Origin of the sequence: Tautonia sp. JC769, from assembly GCF_040717455.1 — a bacterium.
Lineage (GTDB): Bacteria > Planctomycetota > Planctomycetia > Isosphaerales > Isosphaeraceae > Tautonia.
The window spans coordinates 259,671-286,281 of record NZ_JBFEFH010000002.1 but is presented as its reverse complement, the minus strand read 5'-3'; the positions used below and the strand labels follow the sequence as shown (position 1 = coordinate 286,281).

21 protein-coding genes are annotated in these 26,611 nt (G+C 69.0%); 18 read left to right on the top strand and 3 right to left on the bottom strand.

Going from position 1 to position 26,611, the window contains the following annotated elements; translation table 11 throughout:
• Positions 1 to 84: 84 nt before the first annotated feature.
• The 13 genes from AB1L88_RS03625 (at position 85) to AB1L88_RS03565 (ending at position 16,199) form a co-directional block, all read left to right on the top strand.
• Positions 85 to 999, top strand: coding sequence for a sulfotransferase domain-containing protein (locus tag AB1L88_RS03625; RefSeq protein ID WP_367095265.1), 915 nt, complete (start codon positions 85 to 87; stop codon positions 997 to 999).
• A 1,337-nt stretch (positions 1,000 to 2,336) separates the two neighbouring features.
• Positions 2,337 to 2,528 (top strand): hypothetical protein, encoded by a 192-nt coding sequence (locus AB1L88_RS03620; RefSeq protein ID WP_367095264.1) that lies wholly within the window; start codon positions 2,337 to 2,339, stop codon positions 2,526 to 2,528.
• A gap of 556 nt (positions 2,529 to 3,084) precedes the next feature.
• On the top strand, positions 3,085 to 6,759 hold the full coding sequence (locus AB1L88_RS03615; RefSeq protein WP_367095263.1) for a DEAD/DEAH box helicase: 3,675 nt from the start codon (positions 3,085 to 3,087) through the stop codon (positions 6,757 to 6,759).
• 65 nt (positions 6,760 to 6,824) lie between these two features.
• Positions 6,825 to 7,988, top strand: a complete 1,164-nt coding sequence (locus AB1L88_RS03610; RefSeq protein ID WP_367095262.1) for an AAA family ATPase — start codon at positions 6,825 to 6,827, stop codon at positions 7,986 to 7,988.
• Positions 7,985 to 8,632, top strand: a complete 648-nt coding sequence (locus AB1L88_RS03605) for a DUF4276 family protein (RefSeq protein WP_367095261.1) — start codon at positions 7,985 to 7,987, stop codon at positions 8,630 to 8,632. The genes AB1L88_RS03610 and AB1L88_RS03605 overlap by 4 nt, the downstream gene beginning before the upstream one ends.
• Positions 8,629 to 9,645, top strand: a complete 1,017-nt coding sequence (locus tag AB1L88_RS03600) for a glycosyltransferase family 2 protein (protein WP_367095260.1) — start codon at positions 8,629 to 8,631, stop codon at positions 9,643 to 9,645. The genes AB1L88_RS03605 and AB1L88_RS03600 overlap by 4 nt, the downstream gene beginning before the upstream one ends.
• Complete coding sequence (locus tag AB1L88_RS03595; RefSeq protein ID WP_367095259.1) at positions 9,638 to 10,417, top strand: class I SAM-dependent methyltransferase; 780 nt, start codon at positions 9,638 to 9,640, stop codon at positions 10,415 to 10,417. The genes AB1L88_RS03600 and AB1L88_RS03595 overlap by 8 nt, the downstream gene beginning before the upstream one ends.
• A 104-nt stretch (positions 10,418 to 10,521) precedes the next feature.
• A complete protein-coding gene (locus tag AB1L88_RS03590; RefSeq protein WP_367095258.1) occupies positions 10,522 to 11,565 on the top strand; it encodes a glycosyltransferase family 2 protein in 1,044 nt (347 codons plus the stop codon).
• The gene (locus AB1L88_RS03585) at positions 11,562 to 12,197 is read left to right on the top strand and encodes a hypothetical protein (protein ID WP_367095257.1); all 636 of its coding nucleotides are present in this window, start codon (positions 11,562 to 11,564) and stop codon (positions 12,195 to 12,197) included. The genes AB1L88_RS03590 and AB1L88_RS03585 overlap by 4 nt, the downstream gene beginning before the upstream one ends.
• Positions 12,198 to 12,378: 181 nt before the next feature.
• The gene (locus AB1L88_RS03580) at positions 12,379 to 13,584 is read left to right on the top strand and encodes a nucleotide sugar dehydrogenase (protein ID WP_367095256.1); all 1,206 of its coding nucleotides are present in this window, start codon (positions 12,379 to 12,381) and stop codon (positions 13,582 to 13,584) included.
• Between the two features lie 151 nt (positions 13,585 to 13,735).
• A complete protein-coding gene (locus AB1L88_RS03575; protein ID WP_367095255.1) occupies positions 13,736 to 14,764 on the top strand; it encodes an NAD-dependent epimerase/dehydratase family protein in 1,029 nt (342 codons plus the stop codon).
• Entirely contained in the window at positions 14,728 to 15,468 is a 741-nt protein-coding gene (locus AB1L88_RS03570) for a class I SAM-dependent methyltransferase (RefSeq protein WP_367095254.1), read from the top strand. The genes AB1L88_RS03575 and AB1L88_RS03570 overlap by 37 nt, the downstream gene beginning before the upstream one ends.
• Positions 15,465 to 16,199 (top strand): glycosyltransferase, encoded by a 735-nt coding sequence (locus AB1L88_RS03565; RefSeq protein ID WP_367095253.1) that lies wholly within the window; start codon positions 15,465 to 15,467, stop codon positions 16,197 to 16,199. The genes AB1L88_RS03570 and AB1L88_RS03565 overlap by 4 nt, the downstream gene beginning before the upstream one ends.
• 78 nt (positions 16,200 to 16,277) lie before the next feature.
• Here the strand turns inward: AB1L88_RS03565 and AB1L88_RS03560 are convergent, their stop codons facing one another.
• Positions 16,278 to 17,060, bottom strand: a complete 783-nt coding sequence (locus tag AB1L88_RS03560; protein WP_367095252.1) for a hypothetical protein — start codon at positions 17,058 to 17,060, stop codon at positions 16,278 to 16,280.
• A gap of 155 nt (positions 17,061 to 17,215) precedes the next feature.
• Positions 17,216 to 17,986, bottom strand: coding sequence for a DUF434 domain-containing protein (locus tag AB1L88_RS03555; RefSeq protein WP_367095251.1), 771 nt, complete (start codon positions 17,984 to 17,986; stop codon positions 17,216 to 17,218).
• A 250-nt stretch (positions 17,987 to 18,236) separates the two neighbouring features.
• Here AB1L88_RS03555 and AB1L88_RS03550 point away from each other — a divergent pair, with 250 nt between their 5' ends.
• The 3 genes from AB1L88_RS03550 (at position 18,237) to AB1L88_RS03540 (ending at position 21,010) form a co-directional block, all read left to right on the top strand.
• Positions 18,237 to 19,073, top strand: a complete 837-nt coding sequence (locus tag AB1L88_RS03550; protein WP_367095250.1) for a methyltransferase domain-containing protein — start codon at positions 18,237 to 18,239, stop codon at positions 19,071 to 19,073.
• A 285-nt stretch (positions 19,074 to 19,358) separates the two neighbouring features.
• Complete coding sequence (locus AB1L88_RS03545) at positions 19,359 to 20,576, top strand: DUF362 domain-containing protein (RefSeq protein WP_367095249.1); 1,218 nt, start codon at positions 19,359 to 19,361, stop codon at positions 20,574 to 20,576.
• A 161-nt stretch (positions 20,577 to 20,737) separates the two neighbouring features.
• Positions 20,738 to 21,010: a hypothetical protein gene (locus AB1L88_RS03540; protein WP_367095248.1), complete on the top strand. Its 273-nt coding sequence runs from the start codon at positions 20,738 to 20,740 to the stop codon at positions 21,008 to 21,010.
• A 46-nt stretch (positions 21,011 to 21,056) separates the two neighbouring features.
• Here the strand turns inward: AB1L88_RS03540 and AB1L88_RS03535 are convergent, their stop codons facing one another.
• Entirely contained in the window at positions 21,057 to 21,815 is a 759-nt protein-coding gene (locus AB1L88_RS03535) for a DUF4058 family protein (RefSeq protein WP_367095247.1), read from the bottom strand.
• A 360-nt stretch (positions 21,816 to 22,175) separates the two neighbouring features.
• On the opposite strand from AB1L88_RS03535, the gene AB1L88_RS03530 reads away from it, so the two are divergent.
• Together AB1L88_RS03530 and AB1L88_RS03525 are read left to right on the top strand one after the other, a co-directional pair.
• Positions 22,176 to 24,068 (top strand): vWA domain-containing protein, encoded by a 1,893-nt coding sequence (locus tag AB1L88_RS03530; RefSeq protein WP_367095246.1) that lies wholly within the window; start codon positions 22,176 to 22,178, stop codon positions 24,066 to 24,068.
• Positions 24,069 to 24,434: 366 nt separating this feature from the next.
• On the top strand, positions 24,435 to 26,525 hold the full coding sequence (locus AB1L88_RS03525; protein WP_367095245.1) for a vWA domain-containing protein: 2,091 nt from the start codon (positions 24,435 to 24,437) through the stop codon (positions 26,523 to 26,525).
• Positions 26,526 to 26,611: the final 86 nt, after the last annotated feature.

Below are 26,611 nucleotides of genomic sequence, written 5' to 3'. Positions count from 1 at the left end.
CGCCCCGGCTTGGGCTGGACGGTGCCGGGGGGATCGGCTAGGGTCCGGAGTCCGGCTCGTTCAGGGACGAAGGAGCGAGGATTCATGGATGTCATCTGTTGCGGGATGTATCGGGCCTGCTCGACCTGGCAGTACGAGGTCATCGGGCACCTGATCGAATGGCGGCGCAAGGGGGTCCGGCTCGGCTACGTCGAGGGGTCGGCCTACGACCCGGCGCCGGGCCGGGGGCGGTTCCGGGTTTTGAAGTGCCACGACCAGCACCCGAACTTCGCCGAGGCCGTGGCCGAGGGGGACGCCCTGGCCGTCTACTCGTACCGCGACCTGCGCGACGTGGTCGATTCGATGCGGCACAAGATGGGCCAATCGTTCGATGCCTTGATGCGAGAGGGCCTGGTGCATCGGATCCTGAGCAATGATCGGTTCTGGATGAGCCGGCCGGGAGTGCTCGTGCAGCGGTATGAGGATCTGGTGGCCGACCCGGCCGCCGGGGTGCTGGAGATCGCCCGGTTCCTCGGGATCGCGCTGACGATCGACGAGGCGGAGGAGATCGCCGAGGCCCACTCGCCCGAGGCGACCCGCCGCCGGGTCGAGGTCGTCCGCCGCGAGGCCGAGGCCCTGGGGATCGACCCCGACGACCCGTCTCAGACCGTCCGCCACGACGCGAAGACGCTCTTTCACGGCAATCATCTGCGGCTGAGTCGGGTCGGCGACTGGCGAGAGGCGCTTGCAGCCGAGGAGAAGGCCGTGCTGGCGATGCTGGCCGGGTCCTGGCTGATCGCCCGGGGGTACGAGGCCGACCTGTCGTGGGCGCCCCAGGAGCTGGGGGCGGGGATCGCCGGCCGGATTGCCCGATCGCGCTGGCATTGCTGGGTCTACTTCACGGCGAGGCGCTACCCGAAGGCCGCGGCGATCGCGCGCCGCTGGCTCGGGTGGCGACGGCCCGGGGGGGCGGGCCCGTCGGGCGCCCCCGGCCGTCGCGATCGGGTCCGGCACGATTGAACGGAGAATCAGCGTTTTTGTACGTGCTGACTTCTGGTTGCGATCTTCCGCGCGGGGTCGAGGCCGGGCGATCGCGGGCGGGCGGGCCGATCGGGCCGCCCGCCCGCCGCGTCGGATCCCGGGCATCTGCCGAGGGGGACGACCCGGCCGGCCGACGATCGAACACCCGGCGAGGCGAGATCGTACCTGGAGGGGACGCGCGGGCGGGAGGCACGCGGACAACATCCCGGGCGAGAGGATTGTCGGCGGGGACTTGATCTTTTCCCCGAGGCGTGCCAGAGTAAGAGATGAGCACGGTGAGGCCACCGGGCTCGAACCGCGTGTGAGACGTGAGACGGGCGCCGGATGGGATTGCCGCCGATCGGCAATGGCCGGCCTCGCCGAGGCGGGAAAAAAAGAAAAAAAAGAGACCTGAGGATTGCATTCCGGCCAGGCGGCCTCGTTTCGCGATGCCAACGCCAGAGGCGCTCCCCCCGCTTGCACGGGACCCCGGGATGACGCCTTGAGGATCGAAACGGGGTTGCCTGCGAATCTCGACCTCGCCGGTCGTAACGCGACCGATCGGCGTCGGGAACTGGCCTTGTCAGAAGGCCCGAGATGAGCACAATCCGCCGCGTGAGCGTTCCGGGTGGACCGGCGATTTCGTTCGCCGGTCCACAACGCGGGATGCCTGGTCGGTGGATCAATCGTCGTGGTCGTGGTCCTTCAACGACGACGGCGGGCATTTCGGGTCGGGTCGCACTGCCAGGTGCGGCGCCCGTGCGAGCGACCGCAGTTCTTTGCCGTCGCGACGGTCTTGCGCCTGCGGATTCGCGCGACGGGTGACGTGTCGGCCTGCCCCGCAAGGCCTGCGCCGCGCGGGATCAGTGGTCCGAGGTGGGATCGGGATTCAGGTCGCCTGGAGCCTCGGCTCCCGGCGGTTCGGGTCCCCGGGGACGAGGCCGGGCCAGGCGTGGCGCCGGTCGTTGAGCTTCGATTGCATCGAGGTTTCGGAACGCGAGTTGCACTACGAACTTCTTCCAACGACGCTGGAGAACGCCCCCCTCCTCCGAGGCCTCGGAGCGGCGGTCGCCGCCCGCCGGTCGGTTCCAGCGGGCGTCCGTCGGCCGGCACGGGCGGGATCAGGCCAACACTCTTCCGGGGCGATCGCGAGTGCGAGCGTCGGGGCGTCCGGATCGGTTTTCCGCCACGATCAGAATTCCGCTGTCGTCGCGGTTTCGATGGGACCGATTCCCATGTCGGCGGGTCTCGCCGAATTCGGCCCCGGGCGAAGCCTGGCGATGCTCGACCGCCATCGCCCTTCCCGAGGGGGCGAGCACGGGGCCGGACCCCCCTGCATGCCTGCGGGCCGGGCCCGGTCGGGCGACGAGGCGGGCGTGTTTGTCGCCGAGAGGGCCGGCGCGGCCCTGGTCCCGGGCCTCGCGGCGCGTCGGACGGCCACTCCCGACGCGGAGACGATGACGATTGCCGGGTGGCCGGACGCCGGCCCTTCCGCCGGGCAGGAGGGCCGCGTCGGGCTGTCGCCCTGAGGGCCCTGGCCGGCTGCTCGATCGACGCCCCCGACTGCTTCGACGGTGTTGGCCGACGGCTGCTCCCCTCCCCCCCACTTTGATCTTACTTTATTGCCTCTTCGGCCCCGCCCATCGCCTGAAATCACCACGACCTGACGACCGACCCCGACGCGACCAACCGACATCGACCCCGAGACGAACGACGGCGAGTCTGACTGAATCGAACCGGATTGAAGCGATCGATCGTCGAACGCTGACCGAACCGAAGTCGAGAACCGAGACCCCGAGGGGGAAGCTCCTCGGGAGCGACCAGGCCCAGAGCGAACGAATTCGAAGCGGGCCGGATCGACGTTTTTGAGGACGAATGAACGACCAGACCAAGGACATGCGCCCCGGCGCCGAGGTCCTCCCGCTTGGGCCGATCGCCGATCGGCCCGGGAGCCTTCCCCGGCCGTCCGAGGCGCAGGCGTCCCGAGGGCCGATCGGCCCGGACCGTGACCTCCTGCCGCATCAGCATGCGCCCGGGAGGAACGGCCCCGGATCGATCCCCGATTTCCGACGCCAGGAGAGCAGCGTGGAACCGAGACGAAAGGCGCCGACGGGGATCGCCCAGAAAGTCGCCCGCGACTTCGCCGAGGGGGTCCGGGCCCGGGGCCGGGCCTACTTCGCCAAGGGGCGGGTGCTGGTCCGCGTGGATGGACCGGGCGAGATCGCCGCGAAGGTACGCGGCACGACGAGCTACCGCGTGCGGCTCTGGCTGCGCGGCGATCGCCTGCTCGCCTCGTGTACTTGCCCGTACTTCGGCCCGGAAGGAGCCGGGGCGCCGTGCAAGCACATCTGGGCCACGGTGCTGGCGACCGACGCGCGCGGCCTGCTCGAAAGCGCCGAAGGCCGGCCGCTCCGCCTGCTCCCGGTCGGACCCCCGCGACGCCAGCCGCCGACCGGGTCGGCCCCGCCGGCGTTCGAGCCGCCGCCGAACGGCCGGGTCAACGGGCATGGTCATGGGCCGGGCTCGGGTCATGGGCCGGGGTCGGGGTCGGGATCGGGCCATGGTCATGGGCCTGGACCCGGCTCGGGACTTGGGCCGGGGCCGAAGCAAGGCTACGCGCCGCATGGTCCGTCGGGGCATCGCCCGGGACCCGGAGGGGGAAACCAGGGACGCCCGCAGCAACATCCGAAGGGGCCTCACCGGAAATCGGGCCAGGGGCCGCTGCCGGCGGGCCCGGGGCCGGGGCCCGGCTCGGGCGGCGGGCCCGGGGCGAAGGGGTACGTGCCCCGGGCGGGCGTGCCGTTCGCCAAGGGGGGCAAGCCCCTGCCGAAGGGGCAGCACGGCCCGGGCGGCAAGGGCCAGGCCCCCGCGGTCCAGAACAAGCCGAAGAAGACCAAGCGGCGGCTCTACTACATCGTCGACGTGCCGGCGACCCAGGCGCAGGGGCGCCTGGTGATCGACCTCGCCCGCCGCGAGCGCAAGCCCGACGGCACCCGGGGGCCGCTGCGCCCCTGGTGGCACACGCCGGCCACGGCGGCGCAAAAGGTCGATGTCGAGGACCTTCAGATCCTCGAACTGCTCCAGCAGGCGAGGGACCTGGGGGCCTCGGCCGGTGGGGGGTCGGGAGCCGGCGGTGCTCCGGGAGGAGGATCGAGCGGGGGCGTCTCTCGCGGGCCGGTGAAGCTGCCGGGGGCGATCCGGCGCTTCGTGCTGGCCCCGGGCCGACAGGTCGAGATCATCGAGAAACTCTGCCGGACGGGCCGCTGCCGCCTGCGACGGACCGACGGCGAGGACGATCCCCCGGGGCTGCGTTGGGACGACGGCCCCCCCTGGCAGTTCTGGCTCGACGTGAAGCAGGACTCGGCCGGCAAGCGCTGGACCTGGCGAGGGGCCCTGCACCGCAAGCACGGCCGGATCGACCTGGCCGAGCCGCTGGCGATCTTGCCCGGCCTGCTGGTCCTCGGCACCGGGCGGGCCGCCCGGTTCGACGACGCGGGGGTGCCGCAGTGGGTCTCCCGGCTCCGCGAGGAGAAAGAGCTGATCTTCCTCGACATCGAGAAGCAGGACACCATGCTCGCCTCGATCCTGGAAGAGGCGAAGCTGGGGCCCGGCGACCTGATCGAGGACCTGCCGCTGGAGACGATCCGGTCGGCCCCCCGGCCCCGCCTGGTCGCCCGGAGTCCGAGGCGGAACTACGGCGTCGAGGCCGACCGGGTGCTCGGCCAGCTCGAATACGTGTACAACGGCGTCGCCGTGCCGGCGCAGACGACCGGCAACCTGTTCGTCAGCACGACCCAGGGCGTCGTCATCCACCGCGACGTCCCGGCCGAGCAGGCGGCGGCGATCCGCCTGTTCGAGGTCGGCTTCCGGGAGTCGAAGGACCACCTGGTCGACCCCGGCACCCTCGAATTGCCGGCCAAGCGGCTCGGCCTGGTCGTCCGCGAGCTGGTGGCCGAGGGCTGGCAGGTCGAGGCCGAGGGGGAGGTCATCCAGCCGGTCGGCGAGTTCAAGCTCTCGGTCACGAGCGGCATCGACTGGTTCGAGTTGGACGGCGCGGTCGATTTCGGCGGGCAGTCGGTCCCCTTGCCCGAGGTCCTGGCCGCCGCCCGCCGGGGCGAGGACCGGATCACCCTGGCCGACGGCTCGGTCGGCGTCCTGCCCGAAGACTGGATGAAGAAGTACGGGATGCTCGTCGACCTCGGCACCGAGAAGGACGGCATCCTCCGCTTCGGCTTCGCGCAGGCGAGCCTGCTCGACGCCCTGCTGGCCAGCCAGCCGAACGTGAAGGTGGACGAGGGCTTCCGCCGCGCCCGCAAGCAGCTGCACGAGTTCGAGGGGGTGCGCGCGCTCGACGCCCCCGAGGGGTTCGAAGGGGAGCTTCGGCCGTATCAGCGCGAGGGGCTCGGGTGGCTCGACTACCTGGAGCGCTTCGGCTTCGGCGGCATCCTGGCCGACGACATGGGCCTGGGCAAGACGATCCAGGTGCTGGCCCTCTTGCAGCACCGGAAGGTCTCGGAGAAGGCCGAGGGGCCGGCCCTGGCGGTCGTCCCCCGGTCGCTCGTCTTCAACTGGCTGGAGGAGGCGGCGAAGTTCACCCCCGAGCTCCGCGTGCTCGACTACACCGGCCGCGGCCGCCCGCAGATGCGGGAGACGTTCGACGACTACGACCTGATCGTCACCACCTACGGCACGGTTCGCACCGACGCGGCCGAGCTGTCGAAGATCGAGTTCGACTTCGTCATCCTCGACGAGGCCCAGTCGATCAAGAACGCGACGAGCCAGGCCGCCAAGGCGTGCCGATTGCTCAAGGGGAAGCACAAGCTCGCCATGAGCGGCACGCCGATCGAGAACCACCTGGGAGAACTCTGGTCGATCATCGAGTTCCTCAACCCGGGGATGCTCGGCAGCGCCACCGCCTTCAAGGGGCTCACCGGGGCCTCGGCCGGGCAAGACGAAGGGGCGCGGGCCGGCCTGGCCAAGGCGCTCAAGCCGTTCATCCTGCGGCGGACGAAGGCCCAGGTCGTCAAGGACTTGCCCGAGAAGACCGAGCAGACCCTCTACTGCACGATGGAGCCCGCCCAGCGCCGGATCTACGAGGAGCTGAAGGCCCACTACCGGCACGCCCTCTTGCGCAAGGGATCGACCGACCTGAACAAGTCGAAGATCGAGGTGCTCGAGGCCCTCTTGCGGCTCCGCCAGGCGGCCTGCCACCCGGCCCTGATCAATGCCGAGCAGTACGCCGAGGAGCCGTCGGCGAAGCTCGACATGCTCTTGCCGCAACTGGCCGAGGTGGTGGACGAGGGGCACAAGGCGCTCGTCTTCTCGCAGTTCACCACCTTCCTGGGGCTGGTCAAGGACATGCTCGATCAGGAAGGGCTCAACTACGAATACCTCGACGGCCGGACCCGCAACCGGGCCCAGCGCGTCGAGCGGTTCCAGAATGACCCCGACTGCCCGATCTTCCTGATCAGCCTGAAGGCCGGCGGCCTGGGCCTGAACCTGACGGCGGCCGAGTACGTCTACCTGCTCGACCCCTGGTGGAACCCCGCCGTCGAGGCCCAGGCGATCGACCGCTCGCACCGGATCGGCCAGACGCAAAATGTCTTCGCCTACCGCCTGATCTGCCGCGACACGGTTGAGCAGAAAATCGTCGACCTCCAGCAGCAGAAACGCGAGCTGGCCGACGCGATCCTCAACGCCGACAACCGCTCGATCATCAAGAGCCTCTCGCGCGACGACCTGGAGTTCCTGCTCTCCTGAGGCCCGGGGGCCTATTCCCGTTTCCCAAGGCCCCTTTGCCCTCCCCTCGCTCCGGACACCTCGCCATGTTCCTCCGCGAGATCACCCTGCGCAACCTCCTCTCCTTCGGCCCCGAGACGCCGCCCTTCGCCCTGCGCAATTTGAACGTCCTGATCGGCCCGAACGGCTCGGGGAAGTCGAACTTCATCGAGGCGATCGGGTTACTCCGGTCGGCGCCTCGCGACCTCACCGCCCCGATCCGCGAGGGCGGCGGAATCAATGAATGGCTCTGGAAAGGATTGCCGGATCAGACCGCCACGATTGCGGCCGTCTTCGAAGCCGATGAGATGACCGGAGGCCTTCGCCACGCCATCGGCATACAGAGGGCCGAGGATCGATTACATGCCCTCGTGACCGACCTGATCGGCGAGGCCGGTGCGGGGCTCGTCGATGGGACGAGGTGGTTCGCCTCGTCGAAGTGGGGCTCCGCATTCGTCTATGACAAGGATAATACTCCAAGGGCGCTCCCCAACGATCCGGATGCGTTCGATCGGTCGGTCCTCGAACGCTACAACGAGCCGTTGGGTTACCCCGAACTCGACACGCTCTCGAACTATTACAAAAAAGTAAAGTTGTATCAAAATTGGGTGTTCGGAAAGGATTCCCCGCTCCGAGAACCGCAGACTTCCGACGGGCGGGGCGATTTCCTTTCGGAGCGACTGGACAACCTCGGGCTGGTCCTAAAGCGATTGAAGCGGCAGCCCGGCGTCAAGAACGCGATCCTCGGCAGTCTTGAGGGCCTCTATCCCTCAATTACAGATTTCGATGTCGATATTTTCGGAACTCGGGTCATTCCCTACCTGGAGGAGGGGACTTACTCGATTCCGGCGATCCGTCTCTCCGATGGCACGCTCCGCTACCTCTGCCTGCTGGCAATTCTCTGTCATCCGGATCCACCACCGTTGATCTGCATTGAAGAACCGGAATTTGGGATGCACCCGGATGCCCTGCTGACGATCTGCAAGCTCATCGAGGAGGCATCCGAACGAACACAACTCATCATCACGACGCACTCTACGTTTTTGCTGGACTACTTCACGCATGATCCTGAGGCGATCGTGGTCTGCGAGAAGGGGGAGCAAGGGACGACGATGACTCGTCTCGATCAGAAAGAACTGGAGATCTGGCTCAAGGAGTATTCGCTTGGGAACCTCTGGACCAGCGGGCAGATTGGGGGGAATCGCTGGTGAAGGTCACGATCTACGTCGAAGGGGGCGGCGATCACGAGAATCTGAGGACAAGTTGCCGGAAGGGATTCCGATTGTTCTTGGAGAAGGCTGGTTTCCGCGGAAAGATGCCCGCAATCATGGCCTGCGGCAGTCGGCATGAGGCACTCAGCAAATTCAGTCTTGCTTTGCTGAGTGCTGATTCCAATCAATTCCCGATCCTCCTCGTCGATAGCGAAGGGCCCGTCCGGGCGGAGCATCGGGAGTCGCCCTGGGATCACCTGGGAGCGATCGTAGGGCCCGATCGCCTGGCAAGGCCCGACGGCGCCCTCAACGATCAGGCCTACCTGATGGTTCAGTGCATGGAGAGTTGGTTCCTGGCCGATCGAGACAGTCTGGGTGAGTTCTTCGGCCGGCAACAGTTCCGGGCCGAATCGCTCCCGCATGGAGATGATGTCGAGGCCATCGCTCGGCAGCGGGTCATCGACGGCCTTGTCCATGCAACGCGAACATGTAAGAAGGGCAAGTACGACAAGGGCAAGCACTCCTTCGAAATTCTCGCCGGATTGAGGGCCGATCGGGTCGAAGCGGCATCGGTTCAAGTAAAGAGACTGTTCGATGAACTCAGGGCGAGACTCGGGCTGCGAACAGAAGGCCCGAATCGATGAGTCGTCGCGGGCTGGACCGGGCCATGCTCTCGGTCGTCGTGCCGGTGTACGACGAGGAGGAGGCGCTGCCGGAGCTGGAGAAGAGGCTGGCGGGGGCGGTGGAAGGGCTTGGGTTTGAGCGGCTGGAGTTTCTTCTGGTGTCGGACGGGAGCGGGGACGGCTCGGAGGAGATCATCCGAGCGATGGTGGCGCGGGACCCGAGGTACAGGGGGGTCTTCCTGTCGAGGAATTTCGGGCATCAGGCGGCGATCGCGACGGGGCTGGGCATGGCGAAGGGCTCGGTCGTCGCGATCATCGACGGGGATTTGCAGGACCCCCCCGAGGCGATCGCGGCCCTGGTCGAGACGCTCGATCGGGGGGCCGACGTGGCGTACGGTGTCCGGACGAGGCGCAAGGAATCGCTCCCGGCCCGCATGGCGTATGCAACCTTTTATCGATTGCTCCGCGCCGTCTCGGCGATCGAGATCCCCCTGGACTCGGGCGACTTCTGCTGCTTGAGGAGGCCGGTCGTCGACGCCATGCTCGCCCTGCCCGAGCAGCGGCGGTTCCTGAGGGGCTTGCGGGCCTGGGTCGGCTTCCGTCAGGTGGGCGTCCCCTACGAGCGGGCGGCGCGGCACGCCGGGGCGCCGAAGTACACCCTGCGGAAATTGATCGCGCTGGCGTATGACGGCCTGTTCTCGTTCTCAAGCCTGCCGATCCGGGTGATGCAGCTCGCCGGGTTCGTGCTGTCGGCCCTGGCGATCGGCATTGCAATCTTCTACATCATCTGGTCGTTCCTGGCCCCCGAGCGGTTCCCGAGCGGGTTCGCCAGCCTGATCGTCTCGATCTGGTTCTTCGCCGGCGTGCAGTTGCTCTGCCTCGGGATCGTCGGCGAGTATGTCGTGCGCACCTGCGACGAGGCGAGGGGGCGGCCGCAGGCGATCGTCCGCGAGGTGGTGGCCCGATCGGCGGGAGAAGGCGAGCGGGACGATCCGGAGTCCATCACCTCGGCTCGGACGGATCATCATGCGTGAATCGTATGGCGCGGTCTACGCCCGGCTCTACCGCGAGCACTGGTGGTGGCGGGCCCGGGAGGCGATCGTCTTGCGGACGATCCGGCGGATGGGGATGGAACCGGGCGGCGATCGCGCGATCCTCGATGTCGGCTGTGGCGACGGGTTGTCGTTCCCGGCGCTCTCGGCGTTCGGCCGCGTGCGGGGGATCGAGGTGGACGAGCGGTTGCTCGACCCGGTCGGACCCTACCGCGATCGCATTTTCACCGAACCCCTGGGCGATCCCCGCTACGACGATCCGTCGTGGCGGTTCGACCTGATCACGGCGCTCGACGTCCTGGAACACATCGACGACGATCGCGCCGCGGCCGAGGCCATGGTCCGGATGCTCCGGCCCGGCGGCCTGCTGGTCGTGACTGTCCCTGCGTTCGAAATGCTCTGGGACGAGCACGACGAGATCAATCATCATTATCGCCGCTATACGATCGCTCGGCTCCGCGGCGTGCTCCGGGGAATCGGCCTGGAACGGGTCCGGCTGCGTTACGTCTTCCGGGGGCTCTTCGCGCCCAAGCTGGCCGTCCGCCTGGCCAACCTGGCTCGACGGCGGAAGGTGGCGCAGCACGAGATTCCCTCGCCTCGCGTCAATGCGATGATGCGGCGGCTCTGCGAGGCGGAAGACCGGGTCCTCGCTCCCTTGCCGGTCCCGTTCGGCACGTCGGTGCTGGCGGTGGCGCGCCGGGAACTCGTGAGGGGCGATGAGGCCTCGATCGCACACGATCCCGGATGCCCTTGAAGGAAGGGGAAGGGGTGTCCTAGACTTGATCGGGCCGAGCGGCCCATGCAGATCTGCACGCGGGTCGGCGTCGGAGGAGTTTGGTGTCAGGATTCCGAATGGTGATGCAGCCTCAATCCGCCGACGCCCCGGTGCGTCCCCATCCCGGCGCGGGGCCCGACCGCTCGACGGCGCGGGTCGGTTGCCCGGTCCTGGTGGTGATCGTCAACTACAAGTCGGCACCGCTCGCGGTCGATTGCCTGGCCTCGCTCGAGGAGGAACTCGCCGGCATCCCCGGGGCCCGCGTGGCCCTGGTCGAGAACGCCTCGGGGGAGGCCGGCGAGCTGGCCCGGGCGCTCGACGACCGGGGCTGGCACGGCTGGGTCGACCTGATCGAGGCCGATCGGAACGGCGGCTTCGCCTACGGGAACAACCGGGCGATCGGCCCGGCCCTGGCCGGCGACGACCCGCCGCGATACCTCCTGCTCCTGAATCCGGATACCTACATCCATCCCGGAGCGGTGCGCGAGCTGGTCGCGTTCATGGACACGCACCCCCGGGCCGGGATCGCCGGGAGCCGCCTGGAGAACCCGGACGGCTCGGCGCGGCGGTCGGCCTTCCGGTTCCCGTCGCTCGCCAGCGAGCTGGAATCGACGATCGCGATGGGGCCGGTCTCGAAGGTGCTGAAGCCCTGGGTCGTCGCCCCCCCGGTGCCCGAAGGGGCGGAGCCGACGCCGACCGACTGGCTCTCCGGCGCGAGCATGATCGTCCGCCGCGAGGTGTTCGCCGACATCGGCCTGATGGATGAAACCTATTTCATGTACTTCGAGGAAGTGGATTTCTGCCGGAGGGCGGCCCGATCGGGCTGGGGACGCTGGTACGTGCCGAGGTCTCGGGTGGTGCACCTGGTCGGGCAGAGTTCCGGGGTGACCGACCCCAAGAAACGCAGGAATCGGCGGCCGCGGTACTGGTTCGCCTCGCGTCGGCATTATTTCAAGACGCACCTGGGTCCGGCGGGGGTGGTGGTGGCCGACCTGCTCTGGGCCTCGGGCTACGGCCTGAAACGCCTGCGAGACCTGGCGACCGGCCGCGGCAACGAGGACCCCGAGCACTTCCTGGGAGACTTCCTCCGCTACAACTTCTCGTTCCGACGGGGCCGAGGAGCATGAGCATCGACGCCCCGACCCCGACGACTCCCGAGGCCCCCCCCGAGGTCAACCGGGGGGACCGGAACCTGAACCCGCCGGGCCTCTCGCTCTGGGAGCTGCTGCGCGAGGACCTGCGGACGCACGACGGCGACTGGACCGAGCCGGGGTTCCTGGCCGTGGCGGTCCATCGGTTCGGCAACTGGCGGATGGGGCTGCGGCCGAAGCCGCTCCGCGCCCCGATGACCTTGCTCTACAAGATCCTGGCCCGTCGGGTCCGGATCGGTTACGGGATCAAGCTCGACTACACGGTGAGGCTCGGGCGCCGGGTCCGGATCTGGCACCACGGGGGCATGGTGCTCGGGGCGCGATCGATCGGCGATGATGTGCACATCCGTCAGAATACGACCTTCGGCGTCGCGCGGCGGGGGGATTCCCCGGCGCTCAAGCCGGTGATCGGCGATCGGGTCGACATCGGCTGCGGGGTCTGCATCCTGGGGCACGTGACGATCGGCGACGGCAGCGCGATCGGCGCCAACGCGGTCGTGCTGGCCGACGTGCCGCCGAGGTCCTTGGCCGTGGGCATCCCGGCCCGGGTCGTCAAGCAGCTCGATGCCGCCATCAAGGGCGAGGCCGAGGCCGAGGGCCGATCCTGACGGCAGGGCCGGCGCCCGCTCCCGGTGCGGCCTTTGACGACCCGGGTCGGCTCGGCAACAATTGGAGGGAGACGGCCGGGACAACCCGGCCCGAATCCCCTCCCCTGCCCTTTGCCCGTTCGAGCCGGCCGGGTCGCCCGCCGACCGGCCGTCGAGGACGCAACCGGAGCGACCCGAACCGATGGCCGAGTCCGAGTTCCGGCATGACGTCTGTGTGGTGGGGGGCTGCGGCCACGTGGGCCTGCCGCTGGCGATCACCTTCGCCTCGCACGGGTTGAGGGTCAGCGTCTCGGACATCAACGCCCGGGCGGTCGAGACCGTGCGATCGGGGCGGATGCCGTTCCTCGAAGCCGGGGCCGAGGAGGCGCTCCGCGCCGTCATCGGCCGGACGCTGGAGGTGGGCACCGAGCCGGGACTCGTCTCGGAGGCGAGGCACGTGGTGGTGGTCATCGGCACCCCGGTCGATGAACATCTCAATCCCACTTTTCACACGATGAGGCGCTTCTTCCAGGGGCTGATCCCGCACCTGAGGGACGGGCAGACGGTGATCCTCCGCAGCACGGTCTTCCCCGGCACGACGGAGAAGATCCGGGCTTTGCTCGACCGGTCGGGCCTCCGGGTCCGCGTGGCGTTCTGCCCCGAGCGCGTGGCCGAGGGGAAGGCGATGGAGGAACTGGTCGTCCTGCCGCAAATCGTGTCGGGGTGCGACGAGCGGGCGGTCGAGGCGGCCTCGGAGCTGTTCGGGACGATCGCGAAGTCGTTGATCGTGCTCTCCCCCTTGGAGGCGGAGCTGACGAAGATCTTCGCCAACGTCTGGCGCTACATCCAGTTCGCCACCGCCAATCAGTTCTTCATGATTGCCGCCGATCATGGGCTCGATTTCTACAAGCTGCACGACGCCCTGACGCACGACTATCCCCGCATGGCCGGCCTGCCCCGGGGCGGGTTCGCGGCGGGGCCGTGCCTGTTCAAGGACACGATGCAGCTCTCGGCCGCCTATGACAACAACTTCGCCCTCGGCCATGCGGCGATGCTCGTGAATGAAGGGTTGCCGAATTTCCTGGTCAAGCACGCGAAAGGGCGTTTCGATCTGGCGACGATGACCGTCGGCCTGCTCGGCATGGCCTTCAAGGCCGAGAGCGACGACCCCCGGGAATCGCTCTCGTACAAGCTCCGCAAGCTGCTCGAGGCGGAGGCCGAGACGGTGCTCTGCACCGACGAGTACATCCGCGACCCCAACTTCCTGCCGGTCGAGGAAGTGCTGGCGCGGTCGGATCTCCTGTTCATCGGCGCGCCGCACCGGAGGTATCGCGAACTGTCGCTTCCCAGCGATCTGCCGGTGGTCGACGTCTGGAACCTCTACGGCCGGGGGACGTTCCCGGGATGACCCGGAGGGCGCCGGGAGGGTGCCTTGAACGATCGGGCCATTCCTGGGACGATACTGCACCAGGGGCTTGCGATCCCATCCCCCTTTCTGCCCCGCGTTGCACCCCGCCGCCGCACCGGCCCGAGTTGATCGAACGAAGGATGCCGCATCGATGAAGATCCTGGTCACCGGAGCCGCCGGGTTCATTGCCGGATACCTGGTCGAGGAGTTGCTGGAGGCCGGGCACGAGGTCGTCGGCCTCGACAATTACTCGAAGTACGGGCCGATCGAGCACGCCTACGACCACCACCCGCGCTTCCGGTTGGTGCGGGGGGACGCCAAGGACGTGCCCTTGCTGACCGACTTGCTCCGGGGGTGCGATCACTTCGTGGCCGGGGCGGCCATCATCGGCGGCATCTCACTCTTTCATGAGAAGGCGTACGACCTGATCGCCGAGAACGAGCGGATCACGGCGGCGGCCTTCGACGCGGCGATCGCCAACTTCGATGGCGGCAAGGGGACGCTGCGGAAGATCACGGTGGTCAGCTCGTCGATGGTCTTCGAGAGCTGCGACGAGTTCCCGACCCCCGAAGGGGCCGAGCGCCGATGCCCGCCGCCGGCCTCGACCTACGGCTTCCAGAAGCTGGCGACCGAGTACTTCGCCAAGGGGGCCTGGGAGCAGTACACGCTGCCGTACACGATCGTCCGGCCGTTCAACTGCGTCGGGATCGGCGAGAAGCGGGCGCTGGGCGATCACGAGGTCATGTCGGGCAATGTCAAGCTCGCCATGAGTCACGTCGTGCCCGACCTCGTGCAGAAGGTCCTCAAGGGGCAGGACCCGCTGCACCTGCTGGGAGACGGGCGGCAGGTCCGGCATTACACCTACGGCGGCGACCTGGCCCGGGGGATTCGCCTGGCGGTCGAGCATCCCGACGCGACCAATGAAGACTTCAACCTGTCCACCGACGTCTCGACGAGCGTGCTGGAGCTGGCCGAGCTGATCTGGACCAAGGTCCGCGGGAAGGATGTCGCGTTTCGCTATGTCAGCGACCCCCCCTTCCCCCATGACGTGCAACGCCGCGTGCCGGACGTGAGCAAGGCCAGGCGCGTGCTTGGCTTCGAAGCGACGACGTCGTTGTCGGAATCCCTCGACGAGATCATTCCGTGGATCGACCAGCAGATCAAGGCGGGGGGCATCTGACCGCCCCGGCCGCACCGGCGGGGGCGCTCGACGCCGAGCTTGATCGGCTCTACGCCCACCGCTTCAGCGACCGGGATCGTCAGGAAAAGGCGAGGCTCTGGCAGGTCCTCTGCCGGTCGTTCTTCGACCGTCACGTGCCCGGCGACGGGGCCGTGCTCGACGTCGGGGCCGGTTACTGCGACTTCATCAATCGGGTGAGGGCGCGTCGTCGGATCGCGGTCGACCTGAACCCCGACACCGCGACCGCCGCCGACCCGGGGGTCGAGGTCTTCACCCATCCCCTGGAACGGCTCGACGAGGTGATCGAGGCCGGGTCGATCGACCTGGCCTTCGCCAGCAACGTGTTCGAACATCTGAGGGGCCCCGATGCCCTGCTCCGGGTGCTCGGCGCCCTGCGCAGGGTGCTCCGGCCGGGCGGTCGGTTGATCATCATGCAGCCGAACGCCCGGGTGGTGGGCGGTGCCTTCTGGGACTTCTTCGACCACACCTTGCCCCTGAGCGAGAAGGGGATGGCCGAGGCGCTCGGGATCGCCGGGTATGAGGTGATCGAGGCCCGGGCGAAGTTCCTGCCTTATACGACCAAGAGCCGCTTGCCGCGCTGGCCGATCCTGGTCCGCCTCTACCTGGCCTTCCCCCCGGCCCACTGGCTGTTCGGCGGGCAAATGCTGGTGATCGCGCGCAAGCCGGGCGGAGGGGCGTCATGAAGCCCGAGGCCCCCGGCGACGGCAACGCCGCCGCGATCGACTTCGTCATGCCCGTCTACAACGAGGGGGCGAACATCGCCCGGGCGTTGGCCGAACTCGATGAACAGGTGCGGATCCCCAAACGCGTCCTCGTCGTCTACGATTTCGACGAGGACGACACCCTGCCCGAGCTTCGCCGGCTGGCCCCGGCCTATCCCTGGGTCGAGACGGTCAAGAACACCCTGGGCAAGGGGGTCCTGAACGCGATCCGGGCGGGGATCGCCGCGACTTCGGCCGAGGTGGTCATCATCACCATGGCCGACCTGTCCGACGACCTGACGGTCGTGCCGGCGATGGTCCGGATGATCGAGCGAGACGGCTTCGACATCGTCGCCGCCTCGCGCTACATGAAGGGCGGGCGGCAGATCGGCGGCCCCTTGCTCAAGAAGACGATGTCGCGGGTCGCCGGCGTCAGCCTCTACTGGCTCGGCGCCCTGCCGATCCACGACGCCACCAACGCCTTCCGCGCCTATCGCCGGCAGGTCCTGCTCGACTTCCCGATCGAGAGCCGGGGGGGGTTCGCCTATTCCCTGGAGATCACGGCGAAGGCCCACGCCGCCGGACGCACGATCGGCGAGGTCCCCTCGACCTGGCGCGACCGCTCGGCCGGCGACTCCCGCTTCAATCTCCGCGCCTGGCTGCCCCACTATTTGAAGTGGTACGGCTACGCGATCACCCATCGGCCGAAGTGAGCGAGCGGATCGGCCCTCGGGGAGCGGCAGTGACGCGACGCCCAGCCGGTCCCCGTTGACCGAATTCCATTCGACCGCTCAGCGGACGATCCGGGCCTCGGGCTTGGCTTCCTGGAGCTTGGCGACGGCCTCGTCCGAGACCTCGGTGCCGATCAGGTAGAGCGTGCGCAGCTCGGGCAACTCGGCGAGGGTGGCCAGGCCGGCGTCGGTGACCTTGGTCTTGCTCAGGGAGAGCTCCTTCAGCTCGGGAAGGTCCTTGAGGTGTGACAAACCCTCGTCGCCGATCTCGGTGCCGGTCAGGAAGAGCATGCCGAGCGACGGCAGTTCCTTCAGGTGTTCCAGGGCCGCGCCGGTCAGGGCCGGGGACATGATGGTCAAGGCGGTGATCCCCTTGATCTCCTTCAGCTTGGCCGCGGCCTCGTCGTTGAATTCGGGGTTGTCCACGTAGACGACGGTGACCGAGGGCAGTCCCTTCAGGGCGTCGAGGGCGGCGGCGTCGCCCCGCCAGAGCTTCGGCAGGGTGACCCGGGTGGTCTTCGGCCCGTCGTCGGGGCCTTCGACGGCGACCCCCGCGCCCAGGGCTTCCAGATCCTTGATCGCGAGCGTCAGCTCCAGCTCGGCGACCTTCTTCTCCAGCTCGGCGACCCGGGCCTTGAGGACTTCGGGATCGTTCGGGTCGGCCTCCTCGGCGGGCTTCTCCTCGGCCGGCTTCTCCTCGGCGGGCTTCTCCTCGTCCTGGGCGAAGGCGGCCGACGCGCCGATCGGGGACAGGATCAGGGCGAAGCTCAAGGGCACGAGGGCCAGCCACCAGGGGGCGGATGAGGAGGCGGAAGCGGATCGGGTCGAGGTGCGGCGAATCATGGGCGTCGGGCTCCCTTTCAGGGGTTCGGGCGTGGGAATCGCATCGAGTCGAATCGGGTCGGCCCCGAATCAGAACGCGGGGGCGGGATTCGTCGGGGTTCCTGGGTGGGATCGTGCGGTTCCCGAGGTCCGGGCAATCCGCGTCGACGTTCAGGCTACTGGCCCGACGGCTCCTCCGCAACGGCCGGCCCGGTGCCGGGCGGCCCCGAAAGGTCGACGATCCAGGCCCCCGGCACGGCGCGTTCGACGACCAGGCGGGCCATCGGGGACCAATCGGCACAGCGGTCGAGCACCACCGAATCGGCCGACGCCACGACGGCCTCGGCCGGCCCGGCGATCAGCTCGGCGTCGGGGTTGAAGGGCAAGGCCACCTCCCAGGCCCAGCCGCGACCCGAGGCCATCTCGCGCAGGATCGCCGCCAGCCGCCCGCTGTTCGAGACCGGCCGGTCGAGCAGCCAGAGGCACGGCCCGACCTTCCAATCGGCCAGCGCCTCGCCGATCAGGGCGATCGCCGGCCGGGTCTCCTCGACCCGCCGATACGTGCCGTGGACCCCCGCCAGGTCTCGGAGCGCCCCGTCCCTGCCGAGCAGCAAGGGCGCCCCGCCCAGCGCCGCCTCGATCGTTGTCAGGACGTTGAAGCCGTCGATCCGCACGGCCCGGCCGGCGAGGGCGTCGGGATCGAGCCGCCGGGCCAGGCGGTCGGCCCGCTGGGCGTCGGTGCAGGTCGATCGCAAGACGGCCTGGCGCGGGCGATCGGGCAGGCGGTAGCGATCGCCGACGAGCTTCAGGCTCGACGCCTCGGCGTACCCTCGGCCGAGCAACCACGCCAGATCCGCCACCGCCTCCCGGAGCGCCGGGATCGCCTCGGGGGCGAACAGCGAGGCGTCGCGCGGGTCGGCCCCTCGGTGCGATCGGCGGTCGGGCATCGCGGCGATCCTCCCTCACCAGGGTGGCCGGTTCTTTGGGTTCGTAAGGATAAAGCCCCCCGAAAAAAAGGATCCCCCTTCGGCTTGAAGCCGGTCAAGCCCCTTCGGGCCGCCCGGTGCGGGCAACCTCCAACCGAAATAGACCGACGGCACCGGACTTGCCTTTCGCCCACCATCGCAACCAAGAGGCAACCGAGCCATCCGCCCTGGATCAAAGGCCCCTTCGGGAGCGGGGAGCATCTTGAATCGAATGGACGACGAGACCGATGAGCCGATTCCCGAATACCAGGACGCGCTTGCCGCGTTTCATCAGGCGTTCGGCGACGAGTTGCGGGAACTGATCCGGGCCCTGCCGATCGCCCAGGGAAACCGGGTGATCGACCTGGCCTGCGGCGACGGCCGCTACGCCGCCTGGCTGGCCGACCGGGTCGGGCCGAGGGGCGAGGCGGTGGCGGTGGATCTGAGCGGTTCGTACCTGGACCTGGCCCGCCGGGTCGTCCGCGATCACGGTGCAGGAGGGCGGGTCAGCTTCGTCGAGGCCGACGCCCTCCGGGTCCCGTTCCCCGACGGGGCGTTCGACCTGGCCTGGTGTGCCCGGAGCCTGCGGAGCCTGCCCGATGCGGCCGAGGTCCTGCGCGAGATGGCCCGCCTGGTCCGGCCGGGGGGGGCGGTCGCCGTGCTCGAAGAAGACGCCCTGCACCACCTGATCCTCCCCTGGCCGGAAGACCTGGAGCTGGCCCTGCGTCAGGCCGAGCTGGAGACGCTTGCCGAGCAGCTCGGCCAACCGAGGAGCTACTACGCTGGCCGCCGATTGCCGCAACTGGCCCGAGAGGCCGGCCTGGATCGCGTCACCGTCTCGACCCGGGCCATCGACCGCTGGGCCCCGCTCGCGAAGCCCGAGCGGGCCTTCATCGACCTGGAGCTGGCCGCCCTGCGCGACCGGGTCGTCAGCCACATCGATCCCGAGATGCGCGCGATCTTCGATCGCCTCGTCGACCCCGGGTCCGACGCCTACCTGCCGGCCCGACCCGACTTCACCATGACCTGCATCGAGCGGGTGGTCGTGGGGCATCGGCCCGGTTCGTGAGCGGACGTCGCCCGGCGTCATCACCGGCAAGGGGAATCGAGACGCTCGGGCGGAGGCGCGGCCGGCGGGACCGGGTAGAATCGACCGCACGCAGCGGTTGATTCCAGAGCATTCGATGCATGGGATCACCCGCGATGCACGTCTCGCAGCCGCGCAATTCTTCCCGCGTGGCTGCCTCGATTCCGTCGATTGTGTTCGCGAGCCGTCCGATCCGCTCCCCGACGCCGAGGTGTCGGGCCCCCAAATGGAGTTTCGATGATGCGCGGTCGCTTTCCGTGCGGTGGGATGCAACGTCGTCAGTTCTTGGCGGGGGCGGCCGCGGCCGCCTCGGCATTCGGGGCGTTGCCGACCTTCGCCTCGGCGCAGCAGGGTCCAGGGAGGCGCAATGGGGGCGGCGGCGAGGCGGTCGCCGAGCCGGGCGGGACGCTCGGCGTGCCGGGGCCGTATCCGGGGCGGGTGATCGAGGCCCGCAACCCGGCGATGATCCGCGGCGGCGCCAAGGACCGCGAGGCGATCCGCGCGACCCTCGGCCGCGCCCTGACCGAGCTGACCGGCGCCGATCACCCGGTCGAGGCCTGGCGGACCTTCGTCGAGCCGGGCGACGTGGTCGGCATCAAGGTCGTGCCCAACGGCCACCCGCAGCACCCGACCTCTCCCGAGCTGATCCTGGAAGTGATCGACGGCCTGCGATCGGCCGGGGTGAAGCTGACCGACGTGGTCGTCTTCGACCGCTACGAGTCCGAATTCCTCGCCGCCGGCTACCAGAACATCCTGCCCGACGGCGTCACCTTCGGCGGCCTGACCCCGAAGGAAGGGGACGGCACCCAGTTGAAGCTCGACTTCGAGGGTGCCAGGGGCTTCTCCGGCTACGACCGCGACGAGTTCGTCGAGATGAACCTCGTCAGCTCCGGCCACGACCCGAAGGACGACCGCGCCTATCGCTCGCACCTCGGCCTCTTGGTCACGAAGCGCCTGAACAAGATCATCAGCCTGCCTTGCCTGAAGGACCACGGCGCCTCGGGCGTGACCGGCTGCCTGAAGAACATGAGCCACGGCCTGGTGAACAACGTCGAGCGGTCGCACTCGACCCCGGCGGCCAACGCCACGAACACGTTCATCCCGTCGATCGTCCAGCACCCGATCATCCGGGCCAAGTGCGTCCTGCAGATCATGGACGGCATCCGCGGCATCTGGCAAGGGGGGCCGTTCGGCAACAACCCCGAGTGGGCCTGGGACTACAACGCCCTGCTCGTCGGCACCGACCCGGTGGCGATCGACCACGTCGAGTGGGACATCATCGACGCCAAGCGCAAGGAGATGGGCGTGCCCGGCGTCGGCGCCGTCGGCAAGCTCGCGGCCGACCCCTTCAACCGCGAAGGCTTCGACATCCGCCAGCCACAGCACATCGCCCTGGCCGGCAACCTCGGGCTCGGCTACTTCGACTACCGATCGCCGCTCGGGCGGCGGAAGTCGATCAACCACCGGGTGATCCAGGTTGGCTAGCGAGACGTCCGCTTCCTCGTCGCGGAGCGCTCTGGCCGCAGCTCTCTCACTCGGCCTTCGGCCACCCTCGCCCCCGTTCGCGGGGGTGAGGGTTGAATCCTGGCTCCCTCCGCCTCGATGCGGCAAGATGATTGCTCGACGCCGCAACGTGTTGAGGGAGCATGATGCGATTACGCTTGCTCATTGCCGCTCAACTGGCCTGGGTGTGCCTCGCCGGGGCCCTCTGCCGAGGGCTCTTCCCCGAGGCGATCGCCGAATGGGTTGCATGGATCGTGGCCCCGCCGTACCCGTTCGTCCTGTTCGGGTTCCCGGTCCTGGTCCTCCTCGCGGTGCGTCGGGAGCGTTGGCCGGCATGGCGGTTCTGGCTGGTCGGCGCAATGCAGGCGGCGCTGACGTTCGCCACCATGCTCGCCGTCTTGCCGGCCTTCCAGTGACGACGAATCGGGGCAGGACACAACGGATGGCTCCTCCCGGGGTCCCTCACCCTTCGAGCCGGGGCTTCCATCGTCTCGGGAAGACGTCGAAGGCCGCCTGGTACGTCTCTTCGAGGGGGACTTCGACGCACCCCCGGGGCAGGAGGAACAGGGGCATGTCGGTCAGGCGGTCCCCCACGGCGGCCGGCACGACGAAGGCCCGGATCGTCTCGTCGGTCTCATAGCTGGCGAGCGTCAGCGGGCGTTCCTGCTTCGGGAGCGGGCGACCGTCGATCGCCTCCCAGATCAAGGCATGCAGGCCGTTCGGGTCGCGGGGGCCGGGCGGCAGCAGGTCGAGGATCATCAGGTGGATCTTCTGGTCGAGCAGGAAGGCGGCCTTGCGGACGAACTGCTCGATCGCCATCTGGCTGTGCTTGTTGCCGGGCGAGACGACCTCGACGATCGCCACCACCCGGTCATCGCTCACGTGCCGGACCGTGACGCTCGCCGCCTTGCGCCGGTAGAACTCCATGTCGGTCTCGCCCGACGGGGCCAGCTTCGGCTCGGCCAGGGCGAGGCCCCCCGCCCCCGGATTCGGCCCGAGGGCCGACCAGGAGCCGTTCGGGCCGCCGTGCTCGTCGCCCGGCGCGGCACCCTGGAGCGTCAAGACATCGGGGCCGAATCCGCCGGTCACCTGCTCGGCCATCGCGTAGTAATCCGGCGGCAGGACTCTGGCGTTCAAGGCGCGCTGGAGTTCCTCGATCCACGAGTGATGGAAGTGATGGAACAGCCCAGGCTCGACGCGGGTCCAGTCGTGAATCGGCATGAGATACCTCCGTTCCACTCAAATCATACCAACACCAGGCAGAGGGGCGGCAAGGGACGCCGTCGGGTGCCCCTGATCATGTCGCCGGAACCTGGAGTGGAATCGGCAACGGCAGGCTCGCTCGCATCGCGAACCCTCGTCACGCCGGGCTGCGCGGGCCGTACCCATCCAAGGGCCCTCAACCTCCCGGAAGCTCCGGAGAGAAACCGAGATGCGGGGCGTTGCCACGTTGCCTCGATCATGCATGATGTCGTAAAATGAACCGAACCCGCACATCGGCGCGATCGAATCACCATCAGGCGACGTGAGAGAATAAGGGTCTCCAACGCATCCGACGCGAGGACGGAGGGAGGAGCCTTGATGACAGGTCTGGCGGGCAGGATGCGGCAGTGGGCGGCCGAGCAATGGGCCGCCCTGCGCGAGGCCCGGTCGTCGATCGTGGCCACGGCGTACGGCGTCAGCCTCCTGGTCCACCTGGCGATCCTCGGCATGCTGACGGTCGCCGGGGTCCTGATGGGCCGCGAGGTCGCCCGGACGATCGAGGCGTCGATCGTCGACACCGCCCTGCCCGACCTCGAGCGGCTCGACGCCACCGAGCTGCTCGAGACCGACCTGGAGGCGACCCTCGACCCGGTCCTCTCGAAGACCGCCCCCCGCTTCTCCCCCCGGATCGTCGAGGACATCGCCGAGCCCGACCCCGAGCTCCAGATCGACCCGCTCTCGGTCGCCCCGTCGATGCTCCTGCCCTCGGCCACCACCCTGAGCACCCGCGTGCAACTCCGCGGCGACGGGGCCGAGCACGTCGACGGCGTCGAGGGGGCCGTCGATCGCCTCGCCCTGGAGATCCTCCGCCAGCTCGACAAGGGGCGCGTCCTGGTCGTCTGGATGTTCGACGCCTCGGGCAGCCTCCACGCCGAGCGCGAGCGGCTGGCCGAGCACATCGGCAAGGTCTATGAGAACGTCCTGGCCCGGCCCGAAGGCTCCCTGGCACACGAGGGGGGGCTGTTGACCATGGTCGTCGCCTTCGGCTCGGGCCGCAAGGTGATGACCGACGAGCCGACCGACGACACGGCCGCGATCATTGAGGCCATCCAGGCCGTGCCGCTCGACGAGACGGGCGAGGAGACGACCTTCCAGACCGTCCTCGACGTCGCCCGACGCTGGGGGTCGTTCAAGCTGGACAGGCAGCCGTACCGGACCATGGCGATCCTCGTGACCGACGAGGTCGGCGACGACGAGGAGAAGCTCGAACCGGCCATCGCCGCGGCGCAGAAGGCCGACATGCCGGTCTTCGTGCTCGGCAACTCGGCCCTGTTCGGCCGCGCCGAAGGCTACACGGACTACACCGACCCGAAGACCGGCCAGTTCTACCGCCGCCTGCCGGTCCGCCAGGGGCCCGAGAGCGTCGCCCTCGAGCAGATCCGCCTGCCCTTCTGGTACGACGGCCCGCAGCACGCCGAGCTCGACGCCGGCTTCGGCCCGCACGCCCTGAGCCGCCTGGCCGCGACCACCGGGGGCATCTACTTCGTCACCCGGATGGGCAGCAGCCGGCCCAGCTTCGACCCCGGCGGCATGCGCGAATACCGGCCCGACTGGGTTTCCGCCGGCCAGTACCGCGCCGCCGCCTCCCGCAGCCCCCTGCGGTCGGCCGTGCTGGCCGCGGCCCAGATCACCCAGCAGAGCCTGCCGGGCCAGCCCTCCCTCGTCTTCCCGACCGCCGGCACCCCGCAGTTCAAGGAGGCGATGGAACGCAACCAGACCCTCGCCGCCCGGGTCATGTACACGGTCGAGGAGGCCCTCGAGCCGATCCAGGCGGCCTCGCCCTATCGCGACCGAGAGACCTCCCGACGCTGGCAGGCGCACTATGATCTGATCAAGGCCCGGCTCCTGGCCGTCAAGATCCGCTGCTTCGAGTACGACTGGGCCTGCGCCCAGATGAAGGTCAACCCCCGCACCTTCACCGACGAGAAGTCCAACGCCTGGCGACTGGAACCGGATACCGAGATCCACTACAGCCCCACGGCCCAGCGCGCCGGGGAGGAGGCACGAGCGCTGCTCGAACGGGTCATCACCGAGCATCGCGGCACCCCCTGGGCCGTCCTCGCCCAGCGCGAGCTGCGCGACCCGCTCGGCTTCAAGTGGGTCGAGACCTACGTGCCCCCCCCTCCTCCCCCCTCGGACGACGGCGGAGCGGCCCGCAAGAAGAACCGGCCGAACGCCAACGCCCCCGCCGCCCCCGTGCCCAAGTTGTAAGGAGCCCCCCGGTCCGGTAAACTCTTGCTCGCGAATGAGTGCGTGTGCCCCCTTCGCCGTCAGTCCGGCGGGCCCGGCCGATGCGACTCGATCCTGCTCATCCAGCCTCGAAGGTTCGCTCCCGTTCGTTGCCGTCCGATCATTGACGTGTCTTGTCGTCGATCCCCGTTTGCCAATCCCCCGGCTCTCGTCGTGGCCGGGGGATGATCGAGCCAGGAAAGACCCCCCGCGATTGAGATTCTGCCTTGGGCTCCGGGCCCCGAAGCGGCCCGGAGCGGGCCCGCAATCGGGTCGCACCGGTCGCCTGGCCGCGATCGCCGACGCCGATCCGAATCGCCCCCAAGGTCACCGCCCCGGGAGGACCGCATGAGCACCCAGATCTCCCGCCCCGACGCCGACCTGCTTGGCACCGCCGGTCCTCCGGCATCCACGCCCCCCGGCGCGGTCGAGGCCATCGCCACCACCGAGTCCCCCTCGAGATCGGCCGGCGCCGCCCCCCCGGGCGACGACGCCCCGGACCCCGCTGCCGAACCGGCCGAGGCCACCGAGGCCACCGAGGCCACGCCCGCCAGGCCGCCGAAGAAGCCGCGCAGGAGGCGGAGGGCCCCGGTCTGGAAGTGGGACGCGCCGAGCTGGGGCGTCTCGCTCATGGTCCACGTCGCCGTGCTCATGGCCCTGGCCCTGATGGCCGTCGGCGGCCAGATCGAGCAGCTCGCCGGCCCGATCGACGCCGGGACCTCGGACACCAGCCTGGCCGAGGAGGACCTGACCGTCATCGACGCCAATGATTCGGCCGAAGAGGCCGAGCTGGCCGTGGGAGACCCGACCAGCATCCTCGAGCCCGGCGCCCCGTCGGCCACCCCGACCATCCGGGCCGCCATGGCCGAGGTGAGCGAAACGAAGACCCTCGCCGGCACGATCGATGTGGTCGTGCCGCCGGTCAGCACATCGATCACTCCTGCGACCGGCACCCTGACCAGCGACCTGAGCGGCGGCTCGCTGGTCAGCGGCGAGACGGCCCGGCCGACCAACGGCTACGACGAGGCCCTCGACCAGCTCGCCCGCGAGATCCTCGCCCACCTGGCCACCAGCCGCGTCACCGTCCTCTGGATGTTCGACGAGTCGGGCAGCATGAAGGACGACCAGCGGACGATCCGAGACAAGTTCGACCGGGTCATCAACGAGCTGCGCATCCAGGTCCCCGGCGATCGCCGGGCGACCGGCGACCTGGAGCACGCCATCATCGGCTTCGGCGAGAAGCCGCATTACGAGGGCGTCCGCCCCCGGGCCGACCTGGAGGACATCCGCCGGGCCATCGACGGCCTCCGGGTCGACGAGTCGGGCCTCGAGCACACGATGCGGGCCGTCTTCGAGGCCCTGGCCAACTACAGCCGGGTCATCGAGAAGGACCGCAAGATCCTGATGGTCCTGATCACCGACGAGTCGGGAGACGACGGCGACCTCGTCGAGCAGGCCCGCCTGGCCCTGGTCAACCGGGGGGTGACCGCCTACGTCCTCGGCCGCCAGTCGATGTTCGGCTACGACACGGTCCGGCTCCGCTACCAGGACCCGGTGACCGGCGACACCTACTGGCCACCCATCAAGCGAGGGCCCGAGACCGCCGGCCTGGAGACCCTCCAGTGGGACGGCCTCTGGAAGGACCGCCGCGACGAGCAGCCCTCGGGCTTCGCCCCGTACGAGCTGGCCCGCCTGGTCAAGGATACCGGCGGCATCTTCTTCATCCTGCCCAACGAGGAAGAGCTCCGCGACCGGCCGAGCGGCGAGAAGGCGTACCCCTTCGAGACCCTCCGCGAATACTCGCCCGACTACGACCCCCGGGCCGACTATCTCTCTCGGGTCGCCCAGAGCGACCTGCGAAAGACGATGAACGAGATCATCCAGCTCACCCGGAAGGACTTCGGCTTCGAGCGGCACTTCCCGGTCAACCCGCCCGAGCTGGGCCAGAAGATCGCCCAGGAGCTGCCCAAGGTCGAGATCCAGCTCCGCGCCCTCCGGGAGATCGAGACCCGGCTCCGCGCCATGGAACCGGCCCGAGACAAGGAGGTCAACCGCCGCTGGCAGGCCAATTACGACCTGATGCTCGCCCAGGTCGTCGCCTTCCAGATCAAGGCGTATGAATACCGGGCCTGCCTGGCTGAGATGGTCAGCCTGGCCAATCAGGGGAAGCTCAAGCCCCAGAACCCGCCGATCCCCAACCAGCGCCGGACCGACTGGGTCATCAACCACTCGGCCAAGAAGAAGGCCCCGGCCGCGGAGACCGAGAAGCGCTACGCCGAGGCCACCCAACTGCTCAACGAGGTGATCGAACTCCACCCCGACACCCCCTGGGCCGACCTGGCGCAACTGACCCTCTCCCGCGGCCTCGGCTGCGACTGGGACGAGTGGAACGTCCACGCCGACTTTGACAAGCGGGCCGCCCTGGTGCCGAAGTACTGACTCGATCGGGCCTCGGCCCCGACCCCCGCCCGATCGTCAGCGGCCCGGTCCCCCGTCCGCACCAGGCGTCGGGGGGCGGGGCCCTC